Here is a 25,426-nt window from a genome sequence, read left to right on the forward strand (position 1 = left end):
TGGTGCATCGCATTTGCAACGCACGAGGCCCGGCCATGAAAACCTCTACACTTCCTTCGCTGAGGGTTGATCCGGAATTGAGAGCCGCCGCCGAAGGCGTGCTGCAAAAGGGCGAGACGCTGTCGGCTTTCGTGGAAAATGCCGTCAAGGCGCAGGTGCATTTTAGAAAGACGCAGGCGGAGTTCATCGCCCGCGGGCTGGCATCACGTGAAGATGCAAAGCGCACCGGAGTTTACTACACCGCAGAAGAGGTACTCGGCGAGCTAAAGGGTATGCTCGAGGCCAAGCGTGCTGAAAATCGTTCGAAATGAGCTATTCTGTCAAGCTGACGGCGAAGGCGCGAGAGGATATCAAGCGGCTCTACGCCTATTTGCTGGATCGTGATGAGCAGGCAGCAGGACGTGCTTTTGATGCGATTGAAAAAGCGGTGACAATGCTCGAAAGCTTTCCATTCAGCTGTCGCCTAGCGCCCGGCGAAAATTCATTTTTCCGTGAACTCGTCATTCCCTTTGGCTCTGCCGGTTACGTTGCGCTCTTCGAAATAGARGATGGCGAGACGGTCACCATTCTGGCCGTCCGCCATCAGCGCGAGGACGATTACTACTGAGCCCTACCTGTCGCTGACCGCCCAGCGGGGATTGATCCACGGTTCCTGGTTGCTGCGGGGCAGGGGCTGCTTGCCGAGAATATGGTCGGCGGCCTTTTCGCCGGTCATGATCGAAGGGCCGTTGAGATTGCCGTAGGTCACATGCGGGAAGATCGAACTGTCAGCGACGCGCAAGGCCTCGACCCCGATAACCCGGGTTTCCGGATCGACGACCGCCATCGGATCGTCCTTGGCGCCCATCTTGCAGGTGCCGCAGGGATGATAGGCGCTTTCCAGGTGTTCGCGCAGGAACGCGTCGATCTGGTCGTCGGTCTGGACATTCTCGCCCGGCTGGATTTCCGGGCCGCGATACTGGTCGAACGCCTGCTGGCCGAAGATTTCGCGGGTCAGCCGCACGCAGTGGCGGAATTTTTCCCAGTCCTCCGGATGGCTCATATAGTTGAACTGGATGACCGGGTCGGCCTTCACGTCCGGCGAGCGCAAGGTCACGCTGCCGCGTGATTTCGAGTGGTTGTAGCCGACATGCACCTGGAACCCATGGCTCTTCGCCGCCGCCTTGCCGTCATAGGAAATGGCGACCGGCAGGAAGTGGTACTGGATATCCGGCTGACGGACGCCAGGCGCCGAGCGCAGGAAGGCGCAGGCCTCGAACTGGTTGGAAATGCCGAGCCCCGATTTGGTGAACATCCACTGGGCGCCGGCAACCCCCTGCCAGAACCACGGCAGCCAGGAATAGAGCGAGACAGGTTTGGTCGAGACCTGCTGGAAATAGAACTCCATATGGTCCTGCAGGTTGGCTCCGACGCCCGGCCGGTCCACCTTCACCTCGATGCCCATCTCCTTCAGGTGCGCCGCCGGGCCGATGCCGGACAGCATCAACAGTTTCGGCGAGTTGAACGAGGAGGCCGAGACGATCACCTCGCGGTTGGCCTTCACCACCTCGATTTTTCCGCCACGCTCGATCTCGACACCGATAGCGCGGCCGTTCTCGATGACGATTTTGCGGGCGTAGCAGCGGATGAGTTCGACATTCGGCCGTTTCAGCGCCGGCTTGAGATAGGCCGATGCCGCCGACCAGCGCCTGCCATTGTGGACCGTCTGCTCCATCAGGCCGAAACCTTCCTGCTTGGAGCCGTTATAGTCGTCCGTCAGCTCGAAACCGGCCTGATGCCCGGCATCGACGAAGGCCTTGAACAGCGGGTTCTTGTAGGAGCCACGCTTGACATGCAGCGGCCCGTCGGTGCCGCGCCAGCCGTCCTCGCCGCCATGGGCGTTTTCCATGCGCTTGAAATAGGGCAGCACGTCGGCATAACCCCAGCCGCGGGCGCCAAGCTCTTCCCATTCGTTATAGTCTTCCATCGAGCCGCGCACATAGACCATGCCGTTGATCGACGACGACCCGCCGATCACCTTGCCGCGCGGTGCGGTGATGCGCCGGTTGTTGAGGTTCGGCTCGGGCTCCGACAGGTAACCCCAGTTGTAACGGCTCATGCTCATCGGCCAGGCGAGTGCCGCCGGCATCTGGATGAACGGCCCGAAATCGCTGCCGCCGAATTCCAGCACCAGCACTTTATTCCTGCCGTCCTCGGACAGGCGGTAGGCAAGGGCTGAACCTGCGGAGCCCGAACCGATGATGACGAAATCTGCGCTTTGCATGGTGACGTTCTTTCTTCTCGGACGAATGCGCGGCGGGGTCGGCTGATCTCCCCCTCAAGGGGGGATCAGCCACAACCCAAGCCTCAATACGGCGACTGCACCGGCCCCATCGCCACATAGACGCTCTTTAGCTCGGTGTAGTGGTTGAGCGCGGCGAGCGAATTCTCCCGCCCGAAACCCGACTGCTTCGAGCCACCGAACGGTACTTCGACGGGCGCCAGGTTATAGGTGTTGATCCACAGCGTTCCGGCTTCCAGACGGTCCACCACGCGATGGGCCCGGGTGAGGTCGGCGGTGAAGACGCCGGCCGACAGGCCGAACTCGGTGCCGTTGGCGCGGGCGATCACATCGTCCTCATTGTCGAAATCGAGCACGCACATGACCGGCCCGAAGATTTCCTCGCGGGCGATGGTCATCGTGTCGGTGACATCGGCAAATACGGTCGGCTGGATATAGGTGCCTTCGGCCGACACATTGTTCGGGATACCGCCGCCGGTGACGAGCGTTGCCCCTTCCGCCTTTCCCTTTTCGATATAGGCAAACACCTTGTCGAGCTGGGCGCGCGAGACCATCGGCCCGAGCTGGGTTTCCTCGGCCATCGGGTCGCCGATGATGATCTTTTCGGTGCGCTCCTTCAGCCGCGACAGGAACCTGTCCTTGATGCCCTTCTGGACGAAGACGCGGGTGCCGTTCGAGCAGACCTGGCCGGTCGAGTAGAAATTGCCGAGCATGGCGCCGCCGATGGCGCTTTCGAGGTCGGCGTCGTCAAAGACGATCAGCGGCGACTTGCCGCCAAGTTCCATCGTCACGTGCTTGAGGCTCGAGGCGGCAGCCCCCGCCACCTTGCGGCCGGTTTCGACCGAGCCGGTCAGCGACACCTTGGCGACGTCCTTATGATTGACCAAAAGCGGTCCAGTCGAGCGGTCGCCCTGGATAACGTTGTAGAGCCCCTTCGGCAGGCCGGCCTCAAACAGGATTTCGGCGATCTTCAGCGCACCGAGCGGGGTGTTTTCCGATGGCTTGAACACCATGGCATTGCCGGCGATCAGCGCCGGGGCGCCTTTCCAGCAGGCGATCTGCTGCGGATAGTTCCAGGCGCCGATGCCGACGCAGACGCCGAGCGGCACGCGCTTGGTGAAGGCGAAATCGCCGCCGAGCGGAATATAGTCGCCGTTCAGGGCCGCTGCCGCGACGCCACCGAAGAATTCGAACGCATCCGCGCCCGAGGTCGGATCGGCGACGATGGTTTCCTGGATCGGCTTGCCGGTATCGAGCGTTTCAAGTTCGGAAAGCTCGCGGTTGCGTTCGCGCATGATGTCGGCAGCGCGCTTGAGGATGCGGCCGCGCGCTGTCGGGCTCATTGCGGCCCATTCGCCTTGCGCACGCTTGGCCGCCGCGATCGCCTTCTCGACAATGGCGGGTGTTGCCGCATGCAGCCGGGCAATCACTTCGCCGGTTGCCGGATAGATGCTGTCGAAGGCGGCGCCGTTGGTATCCTCGACATATTCGCCGTCGATGAAATGGGAGGCTGGTGGCTGGGCTTTCATCTTATTCCCCTCGCGGAAAGCGTTTGGATTCTTCGAGATTGTCGAGATTCATGTGGTTGCGCATGTAGCGTTCGGATGCTTTTTGCAGCGGCTGGTGATCCCATGGATAGTAGGCGCCGTTCCTCAGCGCCTCGTAGACCACCCAGCGCCGTGCCTGGCTTTCGCGCACGGCGGCATCGAAGGCTGCCATGTCCCAGCGGCTGTCGCGCATCGCCTGGAAGGCGCGCAGCGTCGGCGCATGGGCGGCAACCGTGGCAAGATTGGTCAGTTCCAGCGGGTCGGCGTCCAAATCGAAAAGCTGCTCCGGATCGAGCACGCAATGGACATATTTCCACTTGCCTTCGCGGATGCCGACCAGCGGCGCATAGGAGCCTTCGGCGGCATATTCCATCAGCACGGGTGCGACGCGTTCCTCGCCGTTGATGACCGGCACCAGGCTCTCGCCGTCGGTCCAGGGCATGATCTCGTCCATCGAAATGCCGGCGAGATCGCAAAGGGTCGGGGTCAGGTCGAGGTTGGATGTCGGCGCCAGATGCAGGCCGGGCGTGATGCCGGGACCGGCGACCATCAGCGGCACGCGGGCAGAGCCCTCGAAGAAGTTCATCTTGAACCACAGGCCGCGCTCGCCAAGCATGTCGCCATGATCCGAGCAGAACAGGATCAGCGTATCGTCGAGCATCCGGGTGCGGGTGAGCGTATCGACGAGCTCGCCGACTTTTTCATCGAGATAGGAGATGTTGGCAAAATAGGCCTGGCGCGAGCGGCGGACGTTGTCTTCGGTCACCGAAAAGTTCTGGTAGTCGCAGGCATGGATCAGCCGCTGCGAATGCGGGTCCTGCTCGGAAAGCGGGATGTCGCCGACTTCCGGCAGAAGCTGGTCACAATCATTGTAGAGGTCCCAGAACTTGCGGCGCGCCACATAGGGGTCGTGCGGATGGGTGAACGAGACGGTGACGGCCCAGGGGCGGCGGGCCTCATTGCCCTGTTCGCGCGACAGCTGGTAGAGCTTCTGGTTGGCGAGAAAGGCAACCTCGTCGTCATATTCCATCTGGTTGGTGATCTCGGCGACACCGGCGCCGGTAACCGAGCCGAGATTGTGATACCACCAGTCGATCCGCTCGCCGGGCTTGCGGTAATCCGGCGTCCAGCCGAAATCGGCCGGGTAGATATCGGTCGTCAGCCGTTCCTCGAAGCCGTGCAGCTGGTCGGGTCCGACGAAGTGCATCTTGCCCGACAGTGCCGTGTAATAGCCGGCGCGGCGCAGGTGATGCGCATAGGTCGGGATCGACGAGACATATTCGGCGGCATTGTCATAGACCTGCGTGCGGCTTGGCAATTGCCCGGCCATCAGCGAGGCGCGGGCAGGGGCGCAGAGCGGCGAGGACGTATAGTTGTTGCGGAAACGTGCCGAGCGCTTGGCCAGCGCCTTCATGTGCGGCGCCGCCAGAAACTCTGCCGGGCCATCCGGAAAGAACTTTCCGTTCAGCTGGTCGACCATGATGATCAGAATGTTCGGCCGTCCCTTGGTCATGCGGCATCTTCCTGTATCCGGCGGGCATTGAGACTGAGCGTGATATAGTCGTCGGTGAGTGCGATCGATGCTTGCGCCGTCACCGGCGAAGAACCGAGCGAACGGCGAATATAGAGCCCGTCGATCATCGCAGCAGTGCCTTCTGCGATGCGCTGCGCGTCATCTGCGACACACAGGCTCTTGAGGCTGGCGACGAGATTGGAATGCAGCCGGCGCGCATAGATGACGAGGAACCGGCGCGTTTCTTCCGAGCGCTGAGCTTCGGAATAAAAAGCCAGCCAAGCGGCGATCGTTTCCGGCGCGAACTGGTCGGCGTGGAAGCTGACGCGCACGATCGCCGACAGGCGTTCCCGCGGTGACTTTACCGCCCTGAGCGCCGTCACCGTATCGTCGCGCAACTGCTTCAGAAGAGCGCGCACCGTCTCGACCAGCAACTGCTCCTTGCTGCCGAAGTAATGATGCGCCAGCGCTGCCGAAACGCCGGCTTTGCGGGCAATGTCGGACATGGTGACCGACAGCGTGCCCTGATCGCCGATAACGTGCAGCGCCGCATCCACAAGCGCCTTGCGGCGCACCGGTTCCATTCCGACTTTCGGCATCGTTGTTCCCTTTGTTGCCGTCAGTGTATTTTTGATTGATCCATCAATCAATAAAAAACCACCGCTGTGGCCAAGGATTTTTCTTGCTGTTGGAACGGGTCCCGGTTTCAAGTGGCAACGGCCGTGCAACGCGCCGAACAAGGGGACATATGCCATGAAGTCGCTGTTTTCGTCCTGGCGGGCCTGGGCGCTTCTGTCCGCCGCCTTTGCTGCTCTCACCGCCATCTTCGCCAAGATCGGCATCGAGAACGTCAATTCCGATTTCGCGACATTTGTCCGCACGATCGTCATCCTGCTTGCCCTCGGCCTGATGCTGTTCCTGACGGGGAACTGGCAGGCGCCGGCGACGGTATCGGGCAAAAGCTGGCTGTTTCTGGTTCTGTCGGGGCTTGCGACCGGTGCGTCCTGGCTCTGCTATTTCCGCGCCCTGAAGCTCGGCAATGCGGCCCAGGTCGCGCCGGTCGACAAGCTGAGCGTCGTGCTCGTCGCCGTTTTCGCCGTGTTCTTCCTTGGCGAGAGGCTGACGCTGGCCCATTGGGCTGGCGTCGTCATGGTTGCCTGCGGCGCGGTACTTCTGGCGATGAAAATCTAAATTTCTCAACCAGCCCTGGCATTTTAAAAGGTTATTATTCTATCCAGGATTACATAATGCCTAGTCGTTTGATTGAGGGGTTGCTCCATGGTTCAGAATTCCGACATCGCTCATCGGCCATCGCTTAGCGAGAAATGGGGATGGTTCGTCGCCCTTGGCGTTGCCCTGATCATGGGCGGCGGCATTGCCTTCGGCAATGTCCTGGCCGCGACTGTGGCCTCGGTCTACTACGTCGGCATGATCATGCTGGTCGGCGGCGTGCTCCATCTTGCACAGGCTTTCCGCGTCAAGAAATGGGAAAGCGTCTTCTATTGGATGCTGAGCGGTTCCTGCTACACCGTCGCTGGCGTCTTCGCCTTCCTCAATCCGATGCTGGCTTCCGCGGTCCTCACAATGATGATGGCTGTTGCGCTGATCATCGCCGGAACGTTCCGGATGTGGACGGCCTTCAAATTGCGGCCGCTGGCCGGCTGGGGATGGATCGCGCTCGGTGGCCTCGTCACGCTCGTGGCAGGCCTCATCATCGCTGCCGGCTGGCCGGTCAACAGCCTGTGGATCCTCGGCCTGTTCCTGGCGATCGATCTGGTCATGCAGGGGCTCGCGCTTATTGCCTTCGGTGTTCTTGCCAAGGGATAGCGTCCCGTTTGCTGTTTGGAAGGAAGGCGCCCCCTACCGCTAACTCCAAGCAGTCATTGAATTTTCATCAAATTGTCATGCTGGGGAAACGGAAAATTCAGACCTCGGGAACGATCTTTGCCGCGATCGACCATCCGCTCCCGGAGTTCCCTTAATGTCCGCCGTCCCCGCCGAAATGCTGTCGCTGCGCCGTTTTGGCGATGATCAGATCGTCACGCTTGCCAAGCTTGCGCTCGAAAGCGCCTTCCAGCCGATCGTCGAGATCGCCACGGGTGCGGTGTTCGGTTATGAAACGCTGATGCGGGGCTTCGAGCGGCTGGGCTTCAAGTCGCCGATCGAGCTGCTCGACAAGGCCGAGGAGGCCGGCCAGCTTTTGACGCTGGAGCACATGATCAACACCCGCGCGTTTGCCGGCTTTGCCAGCCTGCCGGATTTTGCCGCGCGCACCCTTTTCGTCAATTTCGACAGCCGCTTGATCGGGCTTGAAGGCGATCTTGTCGAGCGGCTTGGCAATCACCTGAAGCGCGCAGGCATACCGCCGTCGTCGATCTGCTTCGAACTGTCGGAACGTTTCGACAGCGGCAAGATGCCGGATTTTTCCGGCCTGGTGAAACGCCTGCGGCTCGCTGGCTTCAAATTGGCGATCGATGATTTCGGCGTTGGTTTCAATGGGTTGAAACTGCTCTGCGACCAGCCGGTGGACTATCTGAAGATCGACCGCCATTTCATCTCCGGCATCGAATCCAGCCCCCGCAAGCGTCACATGGTGCGTCACACGGTCAACACCGCCCATGTTCTCGGCACGCGGGTGATTGCCGAAGGAGTGGAGACCGAAGCCGAGTTCGCCACCTGCCGCGATCTCGGATGCGATCTTGTCCAGGGTTACTTCGTCGCCCGCCCGACCGTGCATTTCGCCGATCTGCAGCCGGCCTATCCGCATCTGGAGCAATCCACCAGCGCCCGCCGCCAGTCGACGTCGCTCGACAGCATTCTCATCCGCAAACAGATCGAACAGGTGCCGGCGCTGCGCGAAAACGATGATCTGGATTCGGTGTTCGAGCTGTTCCGCCGCTCGCCGCAGCGCAGTTTCTTCCCCGTCCTCAATGCCAATGGCGAGCCGCGCGGCGTGCTGCATGAATATCACGTCAAGGAGATGATCTATCATCCCTTCGGCCGCGATCTCCTCAAGAACCATCTGTACCAGCGCCACATCTCGCATTTTGTCAGCCCGACACCGATCGCCGATCTGGAGACGCCGGCCGACGAGATGCTGAAGATCTTTGCCGGCATGGACGGCAGCGACTGCGTGATCCTGACGGAAAACATGCGCTATGCCGGCATCCTTTCGGCGTCGTCGCTCCTGAAGATCATCGGCGAAAAGCAGTTGAAGACAGCGCAGGAGCAGAACCCGCTGACGGGCCTGCCGGGAAACCGCGCCATTCGCGATTATGTGCAGGGTGCAGTGCTCGATGCCGACGAGGCGCGCTATTTCTGCTATTGCGATTTCGACAGTTTCAAGCCCTTCAACGATCACTACGGCTTCCAGAAGGGCGATCTGGCGATCTCGCTGTTTGCCGCCTTGATGCGCCGGTATTTCATCGGCGAGGAGAAGTTCCTGGGTCATGTCGGCGGCGATGATTTCTTCATCGGCGTCAGCGGATGGACGCGCGAAGATGTGGGTGCCGTTCTCTCCCGTGTTCTGTCGGAATTCCGCAGCGACGTCCGCCAGCTCTATTCGCCGGAGCACCAGCAGGCCGGCTACATGACCGGCCATGGCCGTAGCGGCGAGACCACCATCTTTCCGCTGATGCGCTGCTCGATCGCCGTTCTTATCCTGCCGGAAGGCTTTGTCTTTTCCGACGCCCAGGCGGTCAGCGCCCGCATTGCCGAGATCAAGAAGTTGGCCAAGGACAGCGATGAGGGGCTGGTCTTCGAGACGTTTGGCACCGGCGGGATCTGAGCCAGCCATTCATTGATTGTCTTGAAACGAGAACGGGCTGGAAACCACCATGGCTTCCAGCCCGCTTCTGCATGATCCCGAAGCGTCTAGCCGCGATCGAGTACGCTCATGCTGACGATGTTGATGTTAAGGCATCACCGGCGTGATCGCCGTTGCCTGAAGCTTCTTGCCTATTGTCTGATAGGCGATCGTCACTTTTTCGCCGACCTTGAGATCCGGATGCTTGCCCGGATTGTTGAATGCCGCCGGCAGGATGTACTTCGTGCCGTTCTTCAAGGTCACGGTCATCGCCTTCATGTCATAGGCGCGGATGGTTCCGGTCGTGGTATTTGCCGCAAAGGCGGCTGATGACAGGGAGAGAACGGAGAGGATCGTCAATGAGGTCAGAAGAGCACGCATCGGTGTCGTCCTTGTTTGGTCCCCGGATCGGGTTGGTTCCCGCATCGGGGCGGCCCCCGCATCGGGGCCGGCCGTCGTGAAACCGTCCAAAGCCCGTCGCGTCGCGGCTTGGGAGCCGCCGGCGGCTTCCGGTTTCGGATGTGAAGCTAGACCCGGCCATTGGCAGTTTCAAATTAAAGAAACTTAATGTTTGTAAGGGTGTGGCTGGCGCAATTTTGCCATGAAGCAGCGTAGCGTGGCTTCGCCATGTTTGCCGCGATATTTAATCTCCGCAGAGCGCAATCCGGTGTGCCACATAATCCTTCATCTGTGCCAGCGCCATCTCGCGCGTCAAACCCTCCGATTGCAGGCCGAGCCGAAGCCAGAGCCCGTCGATCAGCGCGGTGATGGCAAGCGCAACGGCATCGCACTCATTCCTCGGCAGCAGATGCACAAGCGCTGACATCAAATTTGAGCGCATGCGCGCATGAATGACCTTCTGTATCCGGGCAAGCTGCGGTTCGCGCGGCACCTCGGCGCAGAGCGACAACCACGCGTGGCAGATAGAGGGGCGAAAGAAGCGCTCCTCGAAATTGCCCTCGATGATCGCCTCCAGGCGTTCATGCGGTGTCCTTGCCCGGTTGAGGCGCGCATTGACCGCATCCCTAAGCGATGCATTGGCTTCGCGCATCGCTTGCTCGAAGAGGTCCTGCTTGTTGCGGAAGTAATGCAGCACGATGCCCTTGGAGGCGCCGGCATGGGCTGCCACCTTTTCCAGCGTCGCTCCGGCCATGCCCTCCTGTTGCAGAACCTCGAAGGCCGCCTGGCGCAACTCTTTGCGTCTGATCTCGCTAATTTTCGTCAGTTTCATTTCCGGGCGCCTCCTCGTCGATTCTCAGATTGACAAATTTTCCGCAAAGATCAATTATTGACCAGTGGGTCAGTAAATTAACCGGTTGGAAAAGGAATCGCGATATGCAGCAAAATCTGAAAGCAGGTCTGACACTCGTCTTCCTCGCCGCGGCGACGCCGGTGCTGGCCGCCGATCCTGAAAGCTGCAAGGTCGTGCGCATGGCGGAGCCTGGCTGGAACGATCTCGCCTTCACGACCGGCGTCGGGCTGACGCTCCTGAAGGCGCTCGGATACGAGCCGCAAAGCACGCTGCTTGGCATCGACGTGATTTACCTCAGCCTGAAGAACAAGGATCTCGACGTCTTCCTCGGCTACTGGGACCCGGCGATGATTGCCTATTACAAACCATACAAGGAGGACGGTTCGGTCGAAGATGTCCGTACCAACCTCACCGGCGCGAAATATACCTTCGCCGTTCCGGCCTATGTCTGGGATGCAGGCGTCAAGGATTTCGCCGATCTGCAGAAATTCCCCGATCAGTTCGACAAGAAGCTTTATGGCATCGAACCAGGCTCGAACCAGCTGATGCTGGATGCCATCAAGGATCCGGCCTTGGGCCTCTCCGGTTGGGAAGTGGTGGAATCGAGCGAGCAGGGCATGCTCGCCGAGGTCAGCCGCCACGCCAAGGACAAGGCCTTCATCGTCTTTCAGGGCTGGGCGCCGCATCCGATGAACACCGTGATCGACATGAAGTATCTGACCGGCGGCGACAAGTTCTACGGTCCGGATTTCGGCGCTGCGACCGTCTCGACGCAGGTGCGCAAGGGCTACCTGCAGGAATGCCCGAATGTGGCAAAGCTGCTCGAAAACCTCTCTTTCGACATCGCGTTCGAAAACAAGGGGATGAGCTACCTGATGACTGACGGCCTGCAGCCGGAGGAGGCCGGGTTGAAGGCGATTGCCGCAGAACCCGAGCGGCTCGACGCCTGGCTCGACGGCGTGGCGACCTTTGATGGCAAGCCTGCTCTTGCGGCCGTGAAGGCGAAGCTCTTTCCGTGACTGCTGTTGATCAGGAATGTTGGGTTGCCCGCAAGCGCATCATGTATTTGCCCGACGGCCGCCCATTGGCCTTCATCGATAGCGGCGGTCCGGGGCCGGTCCTGCTGCTCATCCACGGCTATACGGATTCGAGCCGCAGCTTTTCCATGATGGTTCCCAGGCTTGGGCAATACCGGCTGATCATTCCGGACGTGCCGGGGCATGGTGGCTCGGCTGCCCGAATGGGATTTGAGGTTTCGGATTTCGCGACGGATATCGGTGCGCTTGTGCACACCCTCGGATTACGGCGTTTCGCTGTCATCGGGCATTCAATGGGAGCGATGATCGGGATCGAACTTGCCGCGCGGCTTCAGGATGACGTGACGTGCCTGGTGACGATATCGGGCACGCTACGGCCGCAGTTTCCACCGCAGAGCGACATCGTCCGTGAGATCGAGGCGCTGGCTGATCCGATCGATCCGGCCGATCCCTTCTTTGACGACTGGCACGCCTGCACGCGAACGGTCGATGCCGCGTTTCTGATGCGGATGCGCGCCGAGGCGGCTGCGATTCCGGCGTCCATATGGAAGGGAATCTTGCGCGGATTTGCCGAAACCGACCTTACCGGCATGGCCCGGCAAGTGGCGCAGCCGGTGTTGTGCATCGGCTGCCGCGACGATGCCCTGTTCGATGCCGGTCACAGGCGGGCGCTGTTGCAGGCTTTCGAAAACGCCCAAGGTGTCGTCCTCGAAGACCACGGTCATAATCCGCATTGGGAAGACCCGGACAAGGTCGCAGACCTCGTCCTTGCTTTTCTGGAACGCGAGGGGCCTGTGCTGCATACTCAGAGCATCGTACGATAAATGAGGCTCTAAAAGGCTGCTTTGCCGTTCGGTGTTCCTGCGCTAGATAACCGTCATCAAGAATGCAAGGAGACGACCGTGACCCTGCCGAGCGAAATGACCTATGTCGATCTGCCGTCCCCCGGCGGCCCGGAAAAGATGGTTTTGGCACGCGGGCCGCTGCCGGATTTGAAGCCCGGCGACGTCCTGATCCGTGTCGAAGCGGCAGGCGTCAACCGTCCCGATGTTCTGCAGCGGCTCGGCATGTATCCGCCCCCGCCAGGCGCAAGCCCGGTCCTCGGACTGGAGGTGGCCGGCGAGGTGGTGGCCATGGGCGAGGGCGCCGAGGGGTTCATCGTCGGCGACAAGGTCTGCGGACTCGCCAATGGCGGCGGCTACGCCGAATTCTGCGCGCTGCCGGCGACGCAGGCCATGCCCTGGCCGAAAGGCTATGACGCGGCGCGTGCGGCAGCACTTCCGGAAACCTTCTTCACCGTCTGGGCCAATGTCTTCCAGATGGCCGACCTGGTCGAAGGCGAAAAAATCCTCATCCACGGCGGCTCCAGCGGCATCGGCACCACCGCCATCCAGCTTGCCCGGGCCTTCGGCGCCGAGGTCTTCGTCACCGCCGGATCCAAGGACAAGTGCGACGCCTGTGTTGCGCTCGGCGCCAAGCGGGCGATCAACTACCGGGAAGAGGACTTCAAGGCCGTCATTCTGGAGGAGACCGGCGGACGCGGCGTCGATGTGATCCTCGACATGGTCGGCGCTCCCTATTTCGACCGCAACATCGGCTCACTCGCCAAGGATGGCCGCCTGTCGATCATCGCCTTTCTCGGTGGCGCCACGGTCGAAAACGCCAATATATCGGCCATTCTCGGCAAGCGGCTGCACATCATGGGCTCGGCCATGCGGCCGCGCACGGCGGTCGAGAAGGAATCGATTCGCGACGATCTTGAGGACAATGTCTGGCCGTTGCTGGAGGACGGCGACGTGGCGCCAGTCATGCACGCGGTCGTGCCGTTTTCTGAGGTCGCCGAGGCCCACCGGCTGATGGAGGCAGGCGATCACATCGGCAAGATTGTCCTGACGTTCTAAAGTCTAAGGTGCCGCGCCCTTGCAATCGGCAAGAATCGGACTACCTTCAGGTCATCGTCAATTGAACGAAAGGAAGGTGATCCAGTGTCTAATGAGATTTCGAACCTCGTAATGGGCATGGGAGTTGTGATGGTAGGAACGAGGCAGCCCTCGATCTGAACCAGCCTTCCTGCGGGTCGCATCGTGGATGCGGTCCGGGCCTGTTACTTGGCCAAAACTCATGGAGGGCCGCCGCGTGCGGCCCTTTTTGTTTGTCTGGATCCTTTTTGTCTGTCTGGACATTGAATCCGCATCGGAACCGTAAAACTATTTTGGATCGCTGACATCAGGTAGGTCGGCGGGCGCTAGCGGATACCGTTTCGCGCTGTAAATGCGCAAAATGAATATTGTATCGTCGAGGAAGGTATAGGGAATGACGAAGCCATAGCGGGGTTCGACAAGCTCGCGGACATCCTCCCGCAACGTTTTGCGTCCCATAGCGTGATGAGTGGCAAGAGGCCGGATTGTTTTGGATATCTGGCTTGCGACCGACCTGAAACCGGCGGGATTTTTGAAGCGGAGCCATTCTTTGAGATCATCGAGATCCCGCATGGCTTGAGAGGTAAACCGGATCCGCATCGGCAGGTTTAAGCCTTTGAGGGCTTGGGTCTGGCCTTCTCTGCGTCGCTATCCCAGCTTCCCAGCCATTCCAGCACTTCCGGGCCGTCATACGATTGGCCCTCTTTTGCATCTGCGATGGCGGAATCCATCTCGGTCAGCCAGCGAAGCTGATCTTTGACATAGGTGTCGATGGCGTCGTTGACGATCAATGAGCGGGATCGCCCTGTCTTTTCCGCCAACGATGCGATTTGTACTTCCAAGCTTTCCGGAAGCTCTACCGGAGGTGTTTTGAGCGGTTGCGACATCATTGTCTCCACGCGAATTCCAGGCCTGATCATAACATAGTTTTTCCCGTCGGCATCCGAAAGCCCCGGCGTTACACCCCAAACCGCCCCAGAGCCGGTATCTTCACCGCCGGGCGCATCACGTCAAAACCGGCTACCAGCCCCATGAAATGCACCTCCAGTCCGCTGCGGACACCTGCCGAAATGCCAAGCAGCCCGTAGAGCGTGGCATGCACGTCCAGCCCGTCGGCATCGACCGAAAACAGCCTGCCCTCCGGCAGGTAATCGCGTCCGACCGCATCCGGTGGCAAAACGGCGCCAAGCTCCGGCACCGAGCGCAGCACATGGGCGACGAAGGTGTTGGAGTTCGGCCCCGGCCAGATCCGGTAGGCGCCGGGTTTTGAATAGGGATAGGACTGGATCGCCTGCTCGACCTTCGGGATGAGGCGCGCCGCGTCCTCGCCCTTGACGCTCGCCACGAGGTGCGGCGTGTTCGAATACCAGCGCGCATCGGCCGGATAGCCGTTGCGGCGGATCGGTGAACCCCAGCCGACCTTGTCGTAGCGATTATAGGCCGTGCCGCCCCGTCCCTTGGTGACGATCCAGGAATGGCTGGCGACCGCCCCCTTCATGCCGCCGGTCGTGGCTGAAAAGATATAGATCGCCGCATCCTGATCGTCCTTGGGGTTGGGCAGGATATGGGCGGACGTCCAGTCCGCCTCGCGCCAGTTTCCCGGCCTTTCCTTGACATACCATAACCCGGCCGCGGCAAGTGCGGGCAGCAGATAGACGAACAGAATGGCAAGAAACAGCCTTCGAAGAAATTTCATGGGCGTGTCCGGGTTTTGTGTTGCTTTATCTTGGTCTAAAGACAGGGGAGAAATTGGATTTTTGAGGGCACAACCATGTCGAACCCGGTTCTTGTTGAAGTCACGCGTGGCAATCTGGTCGAAAGCCGCCATCGCGGCATGGTGATCGTCGTCGATGGCGACGGGAAAACCGTATTTTCGCTCGGCGACACCGATGTTGGCGTGTTCCCGCGCTCGGCCTGCAAGGCCATGCAGGCGCTGCCGCTGATGGAAACCGGCGCTGCCGATGCCTACGGGTTCGACAAACGGGCGCTGGCGCTCGCCTGCTCCTCGCACAATGGCGAGCCGGAACATGTGGCGCTTGCCGCCGAAATGCTGGCGGCAGCGGGCAGGGATGTCTCGACGCTCGAATGCGGCGCCCATTGGTCGATCAATCAGGACACCATTATCCATCAGGCCCGCGTGCTGGAGCATCCCTCGGCGCTGCACAACAATTGCTCCGGCAAACATGCCGGCTTCATCTGCGCCTGCTGCCACAGCGGCGAGGAGCCGGCAGGCTACGTCGCCTATGATCATCCCTTGCAGCGCGAAATCCGCGGCGTCATGGAAAATCTGACGGGGGCAGTGCTTGCCCACGACAATTGCGGCACCGATGGCTGCTCGATCCCGACCTATGCCGTGCCGCTGAAGGGCCTTGCCCATGGCTTTGCCAAAATGGCGACCGGCAACGGGCTGGAACCGCAGCGCGCCAATGCCTCGAAACGCCTGATCGAAGCCTGCATGGCCGAGCCTTTCTACGTCGCGGGCAGCAAGCGCGCCTGCACAAGGTTGATGCAGACTGCACCCGGCCGCATCTTTGCCAAGACCGGTGCCGAGGGCGTGTTCTGCGCCGCCATCCCGGAAAAGGGCATCGCCATTGCGCTCAAATGCGAGGACGGCACCACCCGCGCGGCCGAGGCCATGATCGCCGCGACGCTTGCCCGTTTCTTCTCCAGTGAGCCGGACTTGCAGCAAAACCTGATGGCACAGGCCAACCATTCGATGAGAAACTGGAACGGCATCCATGTCGGCGATGTCAGGGTGACCAGCGCTTTCGCCGCTTGATCGCCTTAACGACGGCGCGCGAAGCGACGGGACAACGATCGATGATTGCCTTGCGCCCCATGAAATCAACGGAATTTGCCGCTTATCTGGCCTATTTCATCCCGGATTATGCCGCTGAAATTGCCGCTAACTACGGGCTTTCGCAGGCGGAAGCCTTTGCGCGAGCAAGCCGTGAGATCGCCGACGATTTGCCCGAGGGGCCGCAGACCCCGGGCGAGGTGTTGCTCTGGATTGTGAACGAGGCGGAGGACCATGTTGGTTATCTCTGGTATCGGCCGGATCCGGCCGCGTGTTCGGCCTTCATCAGTGATTTCCATATCCTCGCCGCTCATCAGGGGCGGGGCTACGGCCGGCAGGCGCTGGACGCGCTCGAAACGCGCCTTGTCGAGAACGGCATCAGCGAAATCCGCCTGCGCGTCGCAGCCGACAACGAGCGTGCCCAGCACGTCTACAAGACCTCGGGTTTCCGAACCACGGGCATTAACATGAGCAAGCGGATCGGCGAGCCATCTTAGCAGGGCGCCGAGATTACGCCTCGATAAGTTGCACGTCTTTGCCTTTGTAGGGCGCAAGCACGCCCGGACCTATGCCGGCGGGAATGATCAGGCTTGCCATATCCTCGATGCCGGCGATGTGGTGCGGCGAGACGGCACCGAACTTTTCCTCTGTCAGAAGTGTCACCGTTTCTGCCGAACGTGCAGCAATGGCGCGCTTGACGGCGCCTTCCTCGTAGTCGCCGGTCGACAGCCCGTGGGCCGGATGGATCGCTGTGGCGCCGAGGAAGAAGATATCGGGGCGCAGCATGCCGATCGCCCCAAGGGCGGCAGCCCCGGTCGTCACCATCGAGTGCTTGTAAAGCCTGCCGCCGATCAGGATCACCTCGGCCCGGTGCTTTTCCAGCAACCCGGCAATCGCCGGGCTGTGCGTTGCAATTGTCAGGTCAATGTCGCGCGGCAGGGCGCGCACCAGTTCGGCGTTGGTCGTGCCGCCGTCGATGAAGATCAGTTGTCCGGCGCGCACCAGTTCGGCCGCCTTGCGCCCCAGCCGTTTCTTGACATCGGTGGACATCGCCCGGCGTGTCTCCAGATCCGGAAGCGGCGGCGTCACCGGTAATGCGCCGCCATGCACCCGTTTCAACAGCCCCGCCGCCGCCATGTCGCGCAAATCCCGCCGGATCGTGTCTTCCGACAGGTTAAGTTCCTGCGCCAGTTCGCCGGCGACGATCTGCCCGTCGCTGGAAAGTCGCGATGAAATAAGCGCCCGCCGTTGTGAAGTCAGCATATTCGTCCCCAAAATCTTTCTTGACTATTGCACGATACTGCATGATTTATCACGAAATATCCAGAATTATCAGGATATTTCGTGCAAAAAAACGGAGAAAATCATGCTGATTTTGATCGCCGGGCCGTATCGGTCCGGCACCGGTGACGACCCGGAGAAGATGGCGGCAAATCTCAAGCGATTGGAAGCGCCGTCCCATGCCCTGTTTGAGGCTGGTCATGTGCCGATGATCGGCGAATGGGTTGCATTGCCGATCTGGCATGCGGCGGGCGGCCGCGCGGTCGGCGACGACCTCTACGAGCAGATATTCCATCCCGTCGCCGGGCGGCTTCTGCAGCTGTGCGAGGCCGTTCTGCGGTTGCCGGGCGATAGCAAGGGCGCCGACAACGACGTGCGGATCGCCCGCGAACGTGGAATTCCGGTCTATTTCCGATTGGAAGACGTGCCGGGCTGCACCGTGACCACGATGGCGTGATCGCAGCGGAAGCGGCTGGAAAACATCCGGCGCGATTGGTATCAATTGCGCCGGAACCTGCCGGCCCGCCGCTGGCAAACGGGATGGAGAACGGGATGTTGAAGCTTTATTTTTCGCCGGGCAGCTGTTCGCTGGCGTCTCATATCGCCCTTGAGGAGGCGGGTGCTGCCTATGAGGCCGAAAGGGTCGATTTCGCCAGGCAACAGCAGCGTTCGCCCGATTTTCTGCGCATCAACCCGAAAGGCCGCGTTCCCGCGCTGGTGACGGATCGTGGGGTTATCACCGAATCTCCCGCCATCCTTGCCTATATCGGCCAGAGTTTTGAAGACACGCCGATCGGCGTCCCGAAGGATCCGTTCGCGTTTGCGCGCATCCAGTCCTTCAATTCCTACCTCTGCTCGACCGTGCATGTCGCCCACGCGCACAAGCGCCGCGGCAGCCGCTGGGCGGATGATCCGGCAGTGATCGAGGCCATGACGCTGAAGGTCGCGAGCAACATGGGCGACTGTTTCGAACTGATCGAAAACACCATGTTTTCCGGTCCGTGGGTCATGGGGGAAACCTATTCGATCGCCGACCCCTATCTTTTCACCTTCACCGGCTGGCTGGAAGGGGACGGTGTCGATCCCAGGCGTTTTCCGAAAGTCTACGAACACAGCCAGCGCATGGCCGAACGTCCGGCCGTGAAAAAGGTCCTGTCCGTCGCTGCCGGCTAAGTTTGAAGCGCCCCGGATGCAACGAAACCGGCGGCAAGCCGCTTCGAGGCCTTCTGCCGCCAGGCGGCGATCAGCCTTTGTGTCAGGTCCTCGTCGCTGATCGCCGGCAGCCGGACCAGCATGGCCGGCCAGCCGCTGTAATGGGCGGTTTCGAAATAGAGCTCAGGCGCCAGTTCGATCAGCATGTCTTTCTCTTCGAGCGCGCACATGACGACGAGAATGCCCGCCTCCTTGAGGCGCACGAACATCTTGCCCCGCACCTGAAGTGCCGGCGTTCCGTAGGAGGTTGCGGGCGCAACCTCGGGCAGGCCTGCCGCCTTGGCAAGCCGCGTTACCCGCTCGAAATCCGTTTCATGATTGCCGGTCATCGTCTTGCCCGCCGTTCACGGGCAGTTTCCGATGAAATGAAACCCGGTTCAAGGGGCGTGGTGCAGGGCCGTGGTTCAGCGGCCCGTGAGGCAGGTGTCAGGGAGATAAGCGTCAGGCCGGACAGGCTTCGCCGGGCTGCTTTGATGCCAGACGAACGGCCTTGCCGGGGAAGGGCAGGTCGCCCAGTTCGCGTGCGTCCATCCGGGCGATGTCGGGATGGCGCAGCAGGTCGCATGACCAGCTTGTGTCGGTGCCGTCATCGACCGGGGAGGGAAGCAATTGCTCCAGTATCGAGAAAATCTTCAACATGGCGTCACCGTCCTTCTTCGATGAAGCCATAATCCTCCTCATCATCAGCAAATTCAATTGAGATTGCCGCGCACGTGATATAGAAAAACTATATGAAGGACCTCAATGCCATCCACCTCAACGGATTGCGTGCGGCGGAAGCCGCCGGCCGCCTCGGCTCGCTGCAGGCTGCGGCCGCGGAACTGGGGGTCACCATTGGCGCCGTCAGTCAGCAGATCATCAAGACCGAGAAACAGCTTGGCCGCATCCTGTTTGAGCGCAGCCCGCGCGGTCTGCGGGTAACCCCTTTCGGCGAAGGCTTCCTGTTACGCCTGACCAGCGGTTTCGAAACGCTCGATCAGGCTGTGGCCTCGGCGAAAAGGCGGGACGAGACCATCCTCACCATCTCCGTCGCCCCGGTTTTCGCGGCACGGTGGCTGGTGCACCGGCTGGATCATTTTACCGAGAAACATCCCGATATCCGCCTGCGCATCGATGCGACGACGGCATTGGTCAATCTGGAGAGTGCCGGCGTCGATGTCGGTATCCGCGTCGGTTCCGGCAACTGGCCCGGCGTCAAGGCAGAGCTGCTGCTGGAGCAGGAGGTCTTTCCCGTCTGCTCGCCGGCCATTGCAGAAAAACTGAAGACACCGCGCGATGTTCTGGATACCCCGGCTGTTATCGACGGCCGCTCGATGTTCAGCTGGGAGACATGGCTGCGCGCGGTGGGGCTGTCGGGTGAACAGATGACGGCGCGGCATGTCTTCAACGATGCCTCGCTCTGCCTCGATGCCGCGATCGCCGGCCAGGGCGTCATGCTCGCCTGGCAGACGCTGGCCGGCTATTCCCTCATCGAGGGCCGCCTGGTGGCGCCGTACTCCGTCCGGGTGAAGACGGGGTTCGCGCATTATTTCGTCACGCCGCCGTCGCGCCGCGAAACCAAGACCGTTCTAGCCTTCAAGCAATGGGTGCGCGAGGAGATCGCCGAAAGCATGCAGCGCCTCGGCTTCCAATGAGCGGCGGCCGTCAGGCCGCTTGCGCTTCCTTTTTCCGGCCGGCCATCATTTTTTCGAAAGCGGGCCGGGCGTGGCAGCGGGCAATCCAGGCCGTTATGCGCGGATATGCGTCAAAAACGCCGGGCACGCCCGTGGCATAGCGCAGCACTTCCGCCAGGTTGAGGTCGGCGACGGTGAAGCGGTTGCCGACGACATAATCCTGCGTCTGCAGATGCGCTTCCAACCGGTTCAGCGGCCGTTCCAGCCCCTTGACGCAGGTCTCGATCAAGGCCTTGCCATCCGGGGTGTTTTCCTGGGCATTGTCGTAGGTCAGCACGATCTTCACGGTGTACGGCTCGACCTCGGTTGCCGCCCAGAGCGTCCAGGCGGTCATTTCGCCCTCTTCGCGCACATCGGCACCGGCAAGCGGACCGCCATGCTTACGGGCGAGGTAGAGGTTGTTGGCCAGCGATTCCGCGAGCACCAGCCCGTCATCCTCGATGGCCGGGATGAGACCCATCGGGTTGACGGCAAGGAAGGCGGGCGATTTCGTGTTGATCCTTGCGTCGGCGGCCAGCGGATCGGCAAGCAGCCGCGCCTGGATCACCGGCACGGACTGGAAGGGAATGCCGAGTTCTTCGGCCATCCAGTAGTTGCGCGAGGCGCGTGAGCAGTAAACTCCGTAGATCGTCAGCATGTCTGTCCCTCGGCTCAAATTTTCGCCGCAAATTAAGCCAAGCGCGCCGAGGCTTGAAGCGCATAGCGGTGATATCAGCCATGAAATCTTTTGATGTGACGGCTCTTATGCCGCGTGGTTGCCGGTGAGGGTGAAATGCGAGCAGTCGTCGCCTCCACCTGTCGGGAGATCCCCCGCCGCCTTGTCGTCCCGCCGATAGCCGAGAATGGCGCCGCCCTTGCCGTTGACGAAGCACAAATCATACCAGTGCCAATATGCCAAAAGCGATATGCCATGGGCGAAGTATTGCCATCATGGGTTGATGTCTGTGCCGATACTGTACGGAATGCGTTTGTTTTGCCGTGCTCCGTTTAGGGAAGAATAACTTATGGATGCTAGATGTCGGAGCGGGGAACAGGGAAGAGACGGCTTAAACGGTGCGCCCGTCCTTGGAGGCTTGCTTGACGAAGAGTTTAGGCCGTTATCAAAGGGATAGCCAAGCCAGGGTTGCCAGCAACGACGACACGCAGCGCTTGATCGCGGCAAGCCAGCGGTTGGCGGCGGAGGTCTCGCGCATGTTCGGCCCCGCACCCGACATCGCCGATCGCCATTACTGGCTTGAGTCGATGATCAATCATATTCCCGACTATATCTACGCGAAGGATCTTGACGGCCGCTTTCTTGTCGTCAACCAGGCGACGGCCACGGAAAACGGTTTTCGCGAAACCCATGAGATCGTCGGCAAGACCGACTACGATATCCATACGCCGGACAATGCGCGCCATTTCGAGCAGGCCGAGCGCCGGGTGATCGAAACCGGCGAGCCGATGTTCGGTATCGAGGAGCGCAATGCGGTCAGCAAGGAAGAGCGCTGGCTGATGACGTCGAAGGTGCCGCTGCGCGACAAGCAGGGGGCAACCATCGGCCTTGTCGGCATTTCGCGCGATATCACCGATCGCAAGCGGGCCGAGCGCCTTCTCGTTGGACAGGCCCGCCTTTTGGAACTGATTGCCACGAGCACGCCGCTGCCCGATTTCTTCAACGAGCTGATCGTGATGATCGAGGCTCATCTACCCGGCATTATCGGCTCGATCCTGCTTTTGTCACCCGACCAGAGGCATCTTTTGACGGGGGCTGCGCCGGGGCTTGACGACGCCTATTGCGCGGCGATCCACGGCATCGCCATCGGACCCAAGGTCGGGTCCTGCGGCACGGCGGCCTTTCGCGGCGAGCCGGTCTTCGTTGCCGACATCCAGTCCGATCCGCTCTGGGAGGACTATGCGGACCTGGTCCGGCCCCTCGGATACCGGTCCTGCTGGTCGATGCCGATCCTCTCCTATCAGGGGCGGGTGCTCGGCACGTTCGCCCTCTATTCGCATGAGCCCGGCGCTCCCACGGGCGACCAGATAGACCTGATTTCGATGGCGGCACACCTTGCCGGCATTGCCATCGAGCGGCGCCACTCGGAGGAACGCATCCAGTTCATGGCGCATCACGACGCCCTGACAGGCTTGCCGAACCGGGTTCTGTTCGACGAGCGCGTTGCCAGCGCGCTGGAACACGCCCGTGTGACCGGCCAGTGGGTAGCGCTGGCCTTCCTCGATCTCGACAATTTCAAGCTGATCAATGACACGCTTGGACATCATGCCGGCGATGAGCTTTTGCGCGTGGTCGCCGGCCGGATGCTGGCCTGCGTGCGCAAATCGGACATGATCGTGCGGGTCGGCGGCGATGAATTCATCATTCTGCTCAACAGCCTGCCGCCCGAAAGCAGCATCATGCTGGCCCGCCTGGAGGCGATCCGCACGGCGATCGGTGCGCCGGTGGTGCTTGCCGGGCGCAGCCTCCAGGTCAGCTGTTCGATGGGCGTGGTCTGTTATCCCGAGCACGGCGAGAGCGCGACGGAACTGCTCGCCAATGCCGATTCGGCCATGTACCGCGCCAAGGAGGCCGGCCGCAACAATCTGCAGGTGTTCGACGCCCAGATGGCGGCCAAGGCGCATGAGAAATTGCGGCGTCACGAAGAGCTGCGCGATGCGGTCGCCAACGGCGAATTCGTGCTGCACTACCAGCCGCAGATGAACCTGAAGACAGCCAGTATTTTTGCCGCGGAATCGCTGCTGCGCTGGCAGCATCCGGAACGCGGCCTGATTTCGCCAGGCGATTTCATTCCGCTGGCCGAGGAAACCGGCCTGATCGTGCCGATCGGCGATTGGGTGCTGAACGAAGCCTGCCGCCAGAACAAGGCCTGGCAGGATGCCGGCCTGCCGCCGATTGTCGTCAGCGTCAATGTGTCCGCCCGCCAGTTCAAGGAACGCAACTGGGTGTCGCGGGTCGCCGAAGCGCTTCAGGAAAGCGGACTGGAGGCCTGCTATCTCGAGCTGGAGCTGACCGAGAGCCTGATCATGCAGGATGTCGCCTCGGCGATCGCCACCATGCATGAGCTGGAAGCGCTCGGCGTCCATCTTGCCATCGACGATTTCGGCACCGGCTATTCCAGCTTGAGCGCGCTGAAGCGCTTTCCCGTCCGCCGCCTGAAGATCGACCGCTCCTTCGTCCAGGATATTCCAGGCGACGCCGACGACCGGGCGATCACCGGCGCGATCATCTCGCTGGCGCAAAAGCTGCAGATGCAGGTGATTGCCGAAGGCGTGGAAACGCAGGAGCAGGTCGATTTCCTGGCGGCCAGCGGCTGTGACGATATCCAGGGCTACTTCTTCAGCCGGCCGGTCGGGCCCGCGGCATTCGTATCCCTGCTCGCGCGGTAAAGTCCGGCTGGTTTCTGTGCTGTTTTTGCATCGCCCGGACCGTCTCGTTAGGCCTTGAGGCCGCTTGACAGGCGCAAGCCCCGTTCCAGCCGCAATTGCCATACTTGTGGCAGGGACCGGCGCACTGCCGGGATGCAATTCTGCGCGGCTTTTTGGGGCCGCGTGCTCGCCAATCTGCGTCAACGGAATATATAGAGTTCAATGACCCTCTCAAAACCTCTTTCCCGCCGGCAGTTCCTCGCGATGTCCGGGCTTGCCGCCGCCTCTGCCGGCCTTGCCGGATGCGCGTCCTCGATGAACACGGACCGCTTCCGCGCCGAGACCGCGCCCTATTTTCGCAATACTGCGCTCGAGGGCCGCTTTGCCGATCCGCGCTATGGCGCTCAGTTGGAAGGTCCGGTTGGCGATGGCATGACCCCGAGCGGCCTGCCGCCGCAATCGGCCTATTATGCCGAGATGTACGGCCCCAAATTCGACGAAGGTTTCAACATTCCGGCGGTGCCCTACGAGCAGATCGATGCGCGCTTCTACCGCCAAGAGGTCGACAACACGTTCGGCGAACGTCCCGGTACGATCATCGTCGATACCGGCGAGCGATTCCTCTACCTCATTCTCTCCAACGGTTCGGCCATGCGTTATGGCGTCGGCATCGGCCGCGAAGGATTTGCCTGGTCGGGCAGGGGCGTCATCCAGTGGAAGCAGAAATGGCCGCGCTGGAAGCCGCCGAACGAAATGGTCGCGCGTCAGCCGCATCTGGCAAAATACTCGATTGCCAATGGCGGCATGCCGCCGGGCCTCGATAACCCGCTTGGCGCGCGCGCGATGTACATCTTCCAGAATGGCGAGGACACGCTTTACCGTCTGCACGGTTCGCCGGAATGGCAATCGATCGGCAAGGCTGTCTCGTCGGGATGCGTGCGCCTGATCAACCAGGATGTCATCGATCTCTATGGCCGCGTTCGCACCGGCGCACCCATTCTGGTGATCTGAGCGATCTGAAAAAAGCTGGCGCATCGCCCAAGATGCGCCATTCCTTCCGTACACGACAATGGCCCCTCATCCGCCCCTTCTCCGTTAAGGCGAATGGCGGGCACCTTCTCCCCGTTTTGACGGGGAGAAGGTGCAAGCGGCAAACTCCGTCATCCCCTCTCCCCGCAAGCGGGGACAGGGTTAGGGTGAGGGGCAACCCAGCGCAGAAATATGATGTGTCATGTCCTTTGGCGCCATGAATGACGCGCGGCGCCGTCGGCGCCTCCTCAGGCTTGCTGGTTTTCACCAAGCTGATTGTTGAGATTATGAAGCGCCGAGCGCAGGGCGGCGGCTTCCGCCATGCTGCATCCCATCGCCTTGCCGATCTCGGTCAGGATGCCGAATGCCTCCGTCTTCAGTCCCACGCCCTTTTGTGTCAGCGTGATGATCACCTGGCGTTCGTCGCTTTTATCGCGGATGCGGCTGACGAAACCGGCGGTTTCCAGCCGCTTGAGCAGCGGCGAAAGCGTGCCTGAATCCAGACCCAGCGCCTCGCCTATCCCCTTCACCGTCATCCCGTCCTGCTGCCAGAGCGCCAGAAGCACCAGATATTGCGGATAGGTGAGGCCGAACTTTTCAAGCAGAGGCTTGTAGGTCCGGTTGAAAGCATGTGCCACGGAATAGACGGCAAAACAGAGCTGCTGGCCAAGCGCCAGGGCATCGCCCTCTTTCAGATCGTCCTTACGCATGTCGTTA

Annotated in this window: 30 protein-coding genes; 15 read left to right on the plus strand and 15 right to left on the minus strand. The window is 61.1% G+C overall.

From position 1 onward, the window contains the following. Window positions 1–35 precede the first annotated feature (35 nt). Window positions 36–311 (plus strand): YlcI/YnfO family protein, encoded by a 276-nt coding sequence (locus AC1D17_RS09435; RefSeq protein ID WP_477565262.1) that lies wholly within the window; start codon window positions 36–38, stop codon window positions 309–311. Continuing rightward, a complete protein-coding gene (locus AC1D17_RS09440; RefSeq protein ID WP_477565141.1) occupies window positions 308–607 on the plus strand; it encodes a type II toxin-antitoxin system RelE/ParE family toxin in 300 nt (99 codons plus the stop codon). Before AC1D17_RS09435 ends, AC1D17_RS09440 begins: the two co-directional genes overlap by 4 nt. A 3-nt stretch (window positions 608–610) precedes the next feature. Here AC1D17_RS09440 and betA read toward each other — a convergent pair whose 3' ends face one another. From betA to betI (AC1D17_RS09460), 4 genes are all read right to left on the minus strand, one after another. Further along, window positions 611–2,263 (minus strand): choline dehydrogenase, encoded by a 1,653-nt coding sequence (betA, locus tag AC1D17_RS09445; RefSeq protein WP_477565142.1) that lies wholly within the window; start codon window positions 2,261–2,263, stop codon window positions 611–613. Between the two features lie 83 nt (window positions 2,264–2,346). Then, window positions 2,347–3,810: a betaine-aldehyde dehydrogenase gene (betB, locus tag AC1D17_RS09450; RefSeq protein WP_477565143.1), complete on the minus strand. Its 1,464-nt coding sequence runs from the start codon at window positions 3,808–3,810 to the stop codon at window positions 2,347–2,349. Window position 3,811: 1 nt separating this feature from the next. Further along, window positions 3,812–5,341: a choline-sulfatase gene (gene betC, locus AC1D17_RS09455; RefSeq protein ID WP_477565144.1), complete on the minus strand. Its 1,530-nt coding sequence runs from the start codon at window positions 5,339–5,341 to the stop codon at window positions 3,812–3,814. Further along, window positions 5,338–5,940, minus strand: a complete 603-nt coding sequence (gene betI / locus AC1D17_RS09460; RefSeq protein WP_477565145.1) for a transcriptional regulator BetI — start codon at window positions 5,938–5,940, stop codon at window positions 5,338–5,340. Before betI (AC1D17_RS09460) ends, betC begins: the two co-directional genes overlap by 4 nt. A 154-nt stretch (window positions 5,941–6,094) precedes the next feature. On the opposite strand from betI (AC1D17_RS09460), the gene AC1D17_RS09465 reads away from it, so the two are divergent. The 3 genes from AC1D17_RS09465 to AC1D17_RS09475 all read left to right on the plus strand — a co-directional run bounded on the left by AC1D17_RS09465 (window position 6,095) and on the right by AC1D17_RS09475 (window position 9,128). Continuing rightward, on the plus strand, window positions 6,095–6,532 hold the full coding sequence (locus AC1D17_RS09465; RefSeq protein ID WP_477565146.1) for an EamA family transporter: 438 nt from the start codon (window positions 6,095–6,097) through the stop codon (window positions 6,530–6,532). A gap of 87 nt (window positions 6,533–6,619) precedes the next feature. Beyond that, window positions 6,620–7,168: an HdeD family acid-resistance protein gene (locus AC1D17_RS09470; protein ID WP_477565147.1), complete on the plus strand. Its 549-nt coding sequence runs from the start codon at window positions 6,620–6,622 to the stop codon at window positions 7,166–7,168. A gap of 154 nt (window positions 7,169–7,322) precedes the next feature. Then, window positions 7,323–9,128, plus strand: coding sequence for a GGDEF domain-containing protein (locus AC1D17_RS09475; RefSeq protein WP_477565148.1), 1,806 nt, complete (start codon window positions 7,323–7,325; stop codon window positions 9,126–9,128). Between the two features lie 126 nt (window positions 9,129–9,254). On the opposite strand, the gene AC1D17_RS09480 is transcribed toward AC1D17_RS09475, so the two are convergent. After that, a complete protein-coding gene (locus AC1D17_RS09480; protein WP_477565149.1) occupies window positions 9,255–9,527 on the minus strand; it encodes a DUF1344 domain-containing protein in 273 nt (90 codons plus the stop codon). Between the two features lie 262 nt (window positions 9,528–9,789). Continuing rightward, window positions 9,790–10,377, minus strand: a complete 588-nt coding sequence (gene betI / locus AC1D17_RS09485) for a choline-binding transcriptional repressor BetI (protein ID WP_477565150.1) — start codon at window positions 10,375–10,377, stop codon at window positions 9,790–9,792. A 104-nt stretch (window positions 10,378–10,481) separates the two neighbouring features. Here betI (AC1D17_RS09485) and choX point away from each other — a divergent pair, with 104 nt between their 5' ends. The 3 genes from choX to AC1D17_RS09500 all read left to right on the plus strand — a co-directional run bounded on the left by choX (window position 10,482) and on the right by AC1D17_RS09500 (window position 13,336). Then, entirely contained in the window at window positions 10,482–11,417 is a 936-nt protein-coding gene (gene choX, locus AC1D17_RS09490; protein ID WP_477565151.1) for a choline ABC transporter substrate-binding protein, read from the plus strand. Continuing rightward, a complete protein-coding gene (locus AC1D17_RS09495; RefSeq protein WP_477565152.1) occupies window positions 11,414–12,259 on the plus strand; it encodes an alpha/beta fold hydrolase in 846 nt (281 codons plus the stop codon). The genes choX and AC1D17_RS09495 overlap by 4 nt, the downstream gene beginning before the upstream one ends. A 78-nt stretch (window positions 12,260–12,337) precedes the next feature. Then, window positions 12,338–13,336, plus strand: a complete 999-nt coding sequence (locus AC1D17_RS09500; RefSeq protein ID WP_477565153.1) for an NAD(P)H-quinone oxidoreductase — start codon at window positions 12,338–12,340, stop codon at window positions 13,334–13,336. Window positions 13,337–13,642: 306 nt separating this feature from the next. On the opposite strand, the gene AC1D17_RS09505 is transcribed toward AC1D17_RS09500, so the two are convergent. From AC1D17_RS09505 to AC1D17_RS09515, 3 genes are all read right to left on the minus strand, one after another. Further along, on the minus strand, window positions 13,643–13,954 hold the full coding sequence (locus tag AC1D17_RS09505) for a type II toxin-antitoxin system RelE/ParE family toxin (RefSeq protein ID WP_477565154.1): 312 nt from the start codon (window positions 13,952–13,954) through the stop codon (window positions 13,643–13,645). Window positions 13,955–13,962: 8 nt separating this feature from the next. Further along, window positions 13,963–14,241, minus strand: coding sequence for a CopG family ribbon-helix-helix protein (locus AC1D17_RS09510; protein ID WP_477565155.1), 279 nt, complete (start codon window positions 14,239–14,241; stop codon window positions 13,963–13,965). 71 nt (window positions 14,242–14,312) lie between these two features. After that, entirely contained in the window at window positions 14,313–15,050 is a 738-nt protein-coding gene (locus AC1D17_RS09515) for a DUF3750 domain-containing protein (protein WP_477565156.1), read from the minus strand. Between the two features lie 75 nt (window positions 15,051–15,125). Here AC1D17_RS09515 and AC1D17_RS09520 point away from each other — a divergent pair, with 75 nt between their 5' ends. Together AC1D17_RS09520 and AC1D17_RS09525 are read left to right on the plus strand one after the other, a co-directional pair. Then, on the plus strand, window positions 15,126–16,133 hold the full coding sequence (locus tag AC1D17_RS09520) for an asparaginase (RefSeq protein WP_477565157.1): 1,008 nt from the start codon (window positions 15,126–15,128) through the stop codon (window positions 16,131–16,133). A gap of 41 nt (window positions 16,134–16,174) precedes the next feature. Next, window positions 16,175–16,648 (plus strand): GNAT family N-acetyltransferase, encoded by a 474-nt coding sequence (locus AC1D17_RS09525; protein ID WP_477565158.1) that lies wholly within the window; start codon window positions 16,175–16,177, stop codon window positions 16,646–16,648. 13 nt (window positions 16,649–16,661) lie between these two features. Here AC1D17_RS09525 and AC1D17_RS09530 read toward each other — a convergent pair whose 3' ends face one another. After that, the gene (locus AC1D17_RS09530) at window positions 16,662–17,414 is read right to left on the minus strand and encodes a DeoR/GlpR family DNA-binding transcription regulator (protein ID WP_477565159.1); all 753 of its coding nucleotides are present in this window, start codon (window positions 17,412–17,414) and stop codon (window positions 16,662–16,664) included. A 103-nt stretch (window positions 17,415–17,517) separates the two neighbouring features. On the opposite strand from AC1D17_RS09530, the gene AC1D17_RS09535 reads away from it, so the two are divergent. Together AC1D17_RS09535 and AC1D17_RS09540 are read left to right on the plus strand one after the other, a co-directional pair. Further along, window positions 17,518–17,889 (plus strand): DUF4406 domain-containing protein, encoded by a 372-nt coding sequence (locus AC1D17_RS09535; RefSeq protein ID WP_477565160.1) that lies wholly within the window; start codon window positions 17,518–17,520, stop codon window positions 17,887–17,889. A gap of 95 nt (window positions 17,890–17,984) precedes the next feature. Beyond that, complete coding sequence (locus tag AC1D17_RS09540; RefSeq protein WP_477565161.1) at window positions 17,985–18,605, plus strand: glutathione S-transferase family protein; 621 nt, start codon at window positions 17,985–17,987, stop codon at window positions 18,603–18,605. On the opposite strand, the gene AC1D17_RS09545 is transcribed toward AC1D17_RS09540, so the two are convergent. Then, the gene (locus AC1D17_RS09545) at window positions 18,602–18,973 is read right to left on the minus strand and encodes an MmcQ/YjbR family DNA-binding protein (protein ID WP_477565162.1); all 372 of its coding nucleotides are present in this window, start codon (window positions 18,971–18,973) and stop codon (window positions 18,602–18,604) included. The genes AC1D17_RS09540 and AC1D17_RS09545 overlap by 4 nt on opposite strands. 112 nt (window positions 18,974–19,085) lie before the next feature. Then, on the minus strand, window positions 19,086–19,313 hold the full coding sequence (locus AC1D17_RS09550; RefSeq protein ID WP_477565163.1) for a hypothetical protein: 228 nt from the start codon (window positions 19,311–19,313) through the stop codon (window positions 19,086–19,088). 62 nt (window positions 19,314–19,375) lie between these two features. On the opposite strand from AC1D17_RS09550, the gene AC1D17_RS09555 reads away from it, so the two are divergent. Then, a complete protein-coding gene (locus AC1D17_RS09555; RefSeq protein WP_477565164.1) occupies window positions 19,376–20,278 on the plus strand; it encodes a LysR substrate-binding domain-containing protein in 903 nt (300 codons plus the stop codon). A gap of 10 nt (window positions 20,279–20,288) precedes the next feature. On the opposite strand, the gene AC1D17_RS09560 is transcribed toward AC1D17_RS09555, so the two are convergent. After that, window positions 20,289–20,954 carry a glutathione S-transferase family protein gene (locus AC1D17_RS09560; RefSeq protein ID WP_477565165.1) on the minus strand — a complete coding sequence of 222 codons (666 nt, stop codon included), beginning with the start codon at window positions 20,952–20,954 and terminating at the stop codon, window positions 20,289–20,291. 105 nt (window positions 20,955–21,059) lie between these two features. After that, entirely contained in the window at window positions 21,060–21,215 is a 156-nt protein-coding gene (locus AC1D17_RS09565; protein ID WP_477565166.1) for a hypothetical protein, read from the minus strand. 179 nt (window positions 21,216–21,394) lie between these two features. Here AC1D17_RS09565 and AC1D17_RS09570 point away from each other — a divergent pair, with 179 nt between their 5' ends. Both AC1D17_RS09570 and AC1D17_RS09575 read left to right on the plus strand, forming a co-directional pair. After that, window positions 21,395–23,701, plus strand: coding sequence for a sensor domain-containing protein (locus AC1D17_RS09570; RefSeq protein ID WP_477565167.1), 2,307 nt, complete (start codon window positions 21,395–21,397; stop codon window positions 23,699–23,701). A gap of 201 nt (window positions 23,702–23,902) precedes the next feature. Next, window positions 23,903–24,691, plus strand: coding sequence for a L,D-transpeptidase (locus AC1D17_RS09575; protein WP_477565168.1), 789 nt, complete (start codon window positions 23,903–23,905; stop codon window positions 24,689–24,691). A 266-nt stretch (window positions 24,692–24,957) separates the two neighbouring features. Here the strand turns inward: AC1D17_RS09575 and AC1D17_RS09580 are convergent, their stop codons facing one another. Further along, on the minus strand, window positions 24,958–25,419 hold the full coding sequence (locus AC1D17_RS09580) for a MarR family winged helix-turn-helix transcriptional regulator (protein ID WP_477565169.1): 462 nt from the start codon (window positions 25,417–25,419) through the stop codon (window positions 24,958–24,960). Window positions 25,420–25,426 lie beyond the last annotated feature (7 nt).

Source organism: Pararhizobium sp. P1_E7 (assembly GCF_056405855.1).

Coding starts and splice junctions, on each gene's coding strand:
- AC1D17_RS09580 (WP_477565169.1), bottom strand. CDS start 25,419: ATGCGTAAGGACGATCTGAAAGAGGGCGATGCCCTGGCGCTTGGCCAG.
- betB (WP_477565143.1), bottom strand. CDS start 3,810: ATGAAAGCCCAGCCACCAGCCTCCCATTTCATCGACGGCGAATATGTC.
- AC1D17_RS09530 (WP_477565159.1), bottom strand. CDS start 17,414: ATGCTGACTTCACAACGGCGGGCGCTTATTTCATCGCGACTTTCCAGC.
- AC1D17_RS09555 (WP_477565164.1), top strand. CDS start 19,376: ATGAAGGACCTCAATGCCATCCACCTCAACGGATTGCGTGCGGCGGAA.
- AC1D17_RS09435 (WP_477565262.1), top strand. CDS start 36: ATGAAAACCTCTACACTTCCTTCGCTGAGGGTTGATCCGGAATTGAGA.
- AC1D17_RS09545 (WP_477565162.1), bottom strand. CDS start 18,973: ATGACCGGCAATCATGAAACGGATTTCGAGCGGGTAACGCGGCTTGCC.
- AC1D17_RS09540 (WP_477565161.1), top strand. CDS start 17,985: ATGTTGAAGCTTTATTTTTCGCCGGGCAGCTGTTCGCTGGCGTCTCAT.
- AC1D17_RS09510 (WP_477565155.1), bottom strand. CDS start 14,241: ATGTCGCAACCGCTCAAAACACCTCCGGTAGAGCTTCCGGAAAGCTTG.
- betI (WP_477565145.1), bottom strand. CDS start 5,940: ATGCCGAAAGTCGGAATGGAACCGGTGCGCCGCAAGGCGCTTGTGGAT.
- AC1D17_RS09505 (WP_477565154.1), bottom strand. CDS start 13,954: ATGCGGATCCGGTTTACCTCTCAAGCCATGCGGGATCTCGATGATCTC.
- AC1D17_RS09520 (WP_477565157.1), top strand. CDS start 15,126: ATGTCGAACCCGGTTCTTGTTGAAGTCACGCGTGGCAATCTGGTCGAA.
- AC1D17_RS09465 (WP_477565146.1), top strand. CDS start 6,095: ATGAAGTCGCTGTTTTCGTCCTGGCGGGCCTGGGCGCTTCTGTCCGCC.
- AC1D17_RS09575 (WP_477565168.1), top strand. CDS start 23,903: ATGACCCTCTCAAAACCTCTTTCCCGCCGGCAGTTCCTCGCGATGTCC.
- choX (WP_477565151.1), top strand. CDS start 10,482: ATGCAGCAAAATCTGAAAGCAGGTCTGACACTCGTCTTCCTCGCCGCG.
- AC1D17_RS09470 (WP_477565147.1), top strand. CDS start 6,620: ATGGTTCAGAATTCCGACATCGCTCATCGGCCATCGCTTAGCGAGAAA.
- AC1D17_RS09560 (WP_477565165.1), bottom strand. CDS start 20,954: ATGCTGACGATCTACGGAGTTTACTGCTCACGCGCCTCGCGCAACTAC.
- betI (WP_477565150.1), bottom strand. CDS start 10,377: ATGAAACTGACGAAAATTAGCGAGATCAGACGCAAAGAGTTGCGCCAG.
- betA (WP_477565142.1), bottom strand. CDS start 2,263: ATGCAAAGCGCAGATTTCGTCATCATCGGTTCGGGCTCCGCAGGTTCA.
- AC1D17_RS09535 (WP_477565160.1), top strand. CDS start 17,518: ATGCTGATTTTGATCGCCGGGCCGTATCGGTCCGGCACCGGTGACGAC.
- AC1D17_RS09475 (WP_477565148.1), top strand. CDS start 7,323: ATGTCCGCCGTCCCCGCCGAAATGCTGTCGCTGCGCCGTTTTGGCGAT.
- AC1D17_RS09480 (WP_477565149.1), bottom strand. CDS start 9,527: ATGCGTGCTCTTCTGACCTCATTGACGATCCTCTCCGTTCTCTCCCTG.
- AC1D17_RS09550 (WP_477565163.1), bottom strand. CDS start 19,313: ATGGCTTCATCGAAGAAGGACGGTGACGCCATGTTGAAGATTTTCTCG.
- AC1D17_RS09515 (WP_477565156.1), bottom strand. CDS start 15,050: ATGAAATTTCTTCGAAGGCTGTTTCTTGCCATTCTGTTCGTCTATCTG.
- AC1D17_RS09525 (WP_477565158.1), top strand. CDS start 16,175: ATGATTGCCTTGCGCCCCATGAAATCAACGGAATTTGCCGCTTATCTG.
- betC (WP_477565144.1), bottom strand. CDS start 5,341: ATGACCAAGGGACGGCCGAACATTCTGATCATCATGGTCGACCAGCTG.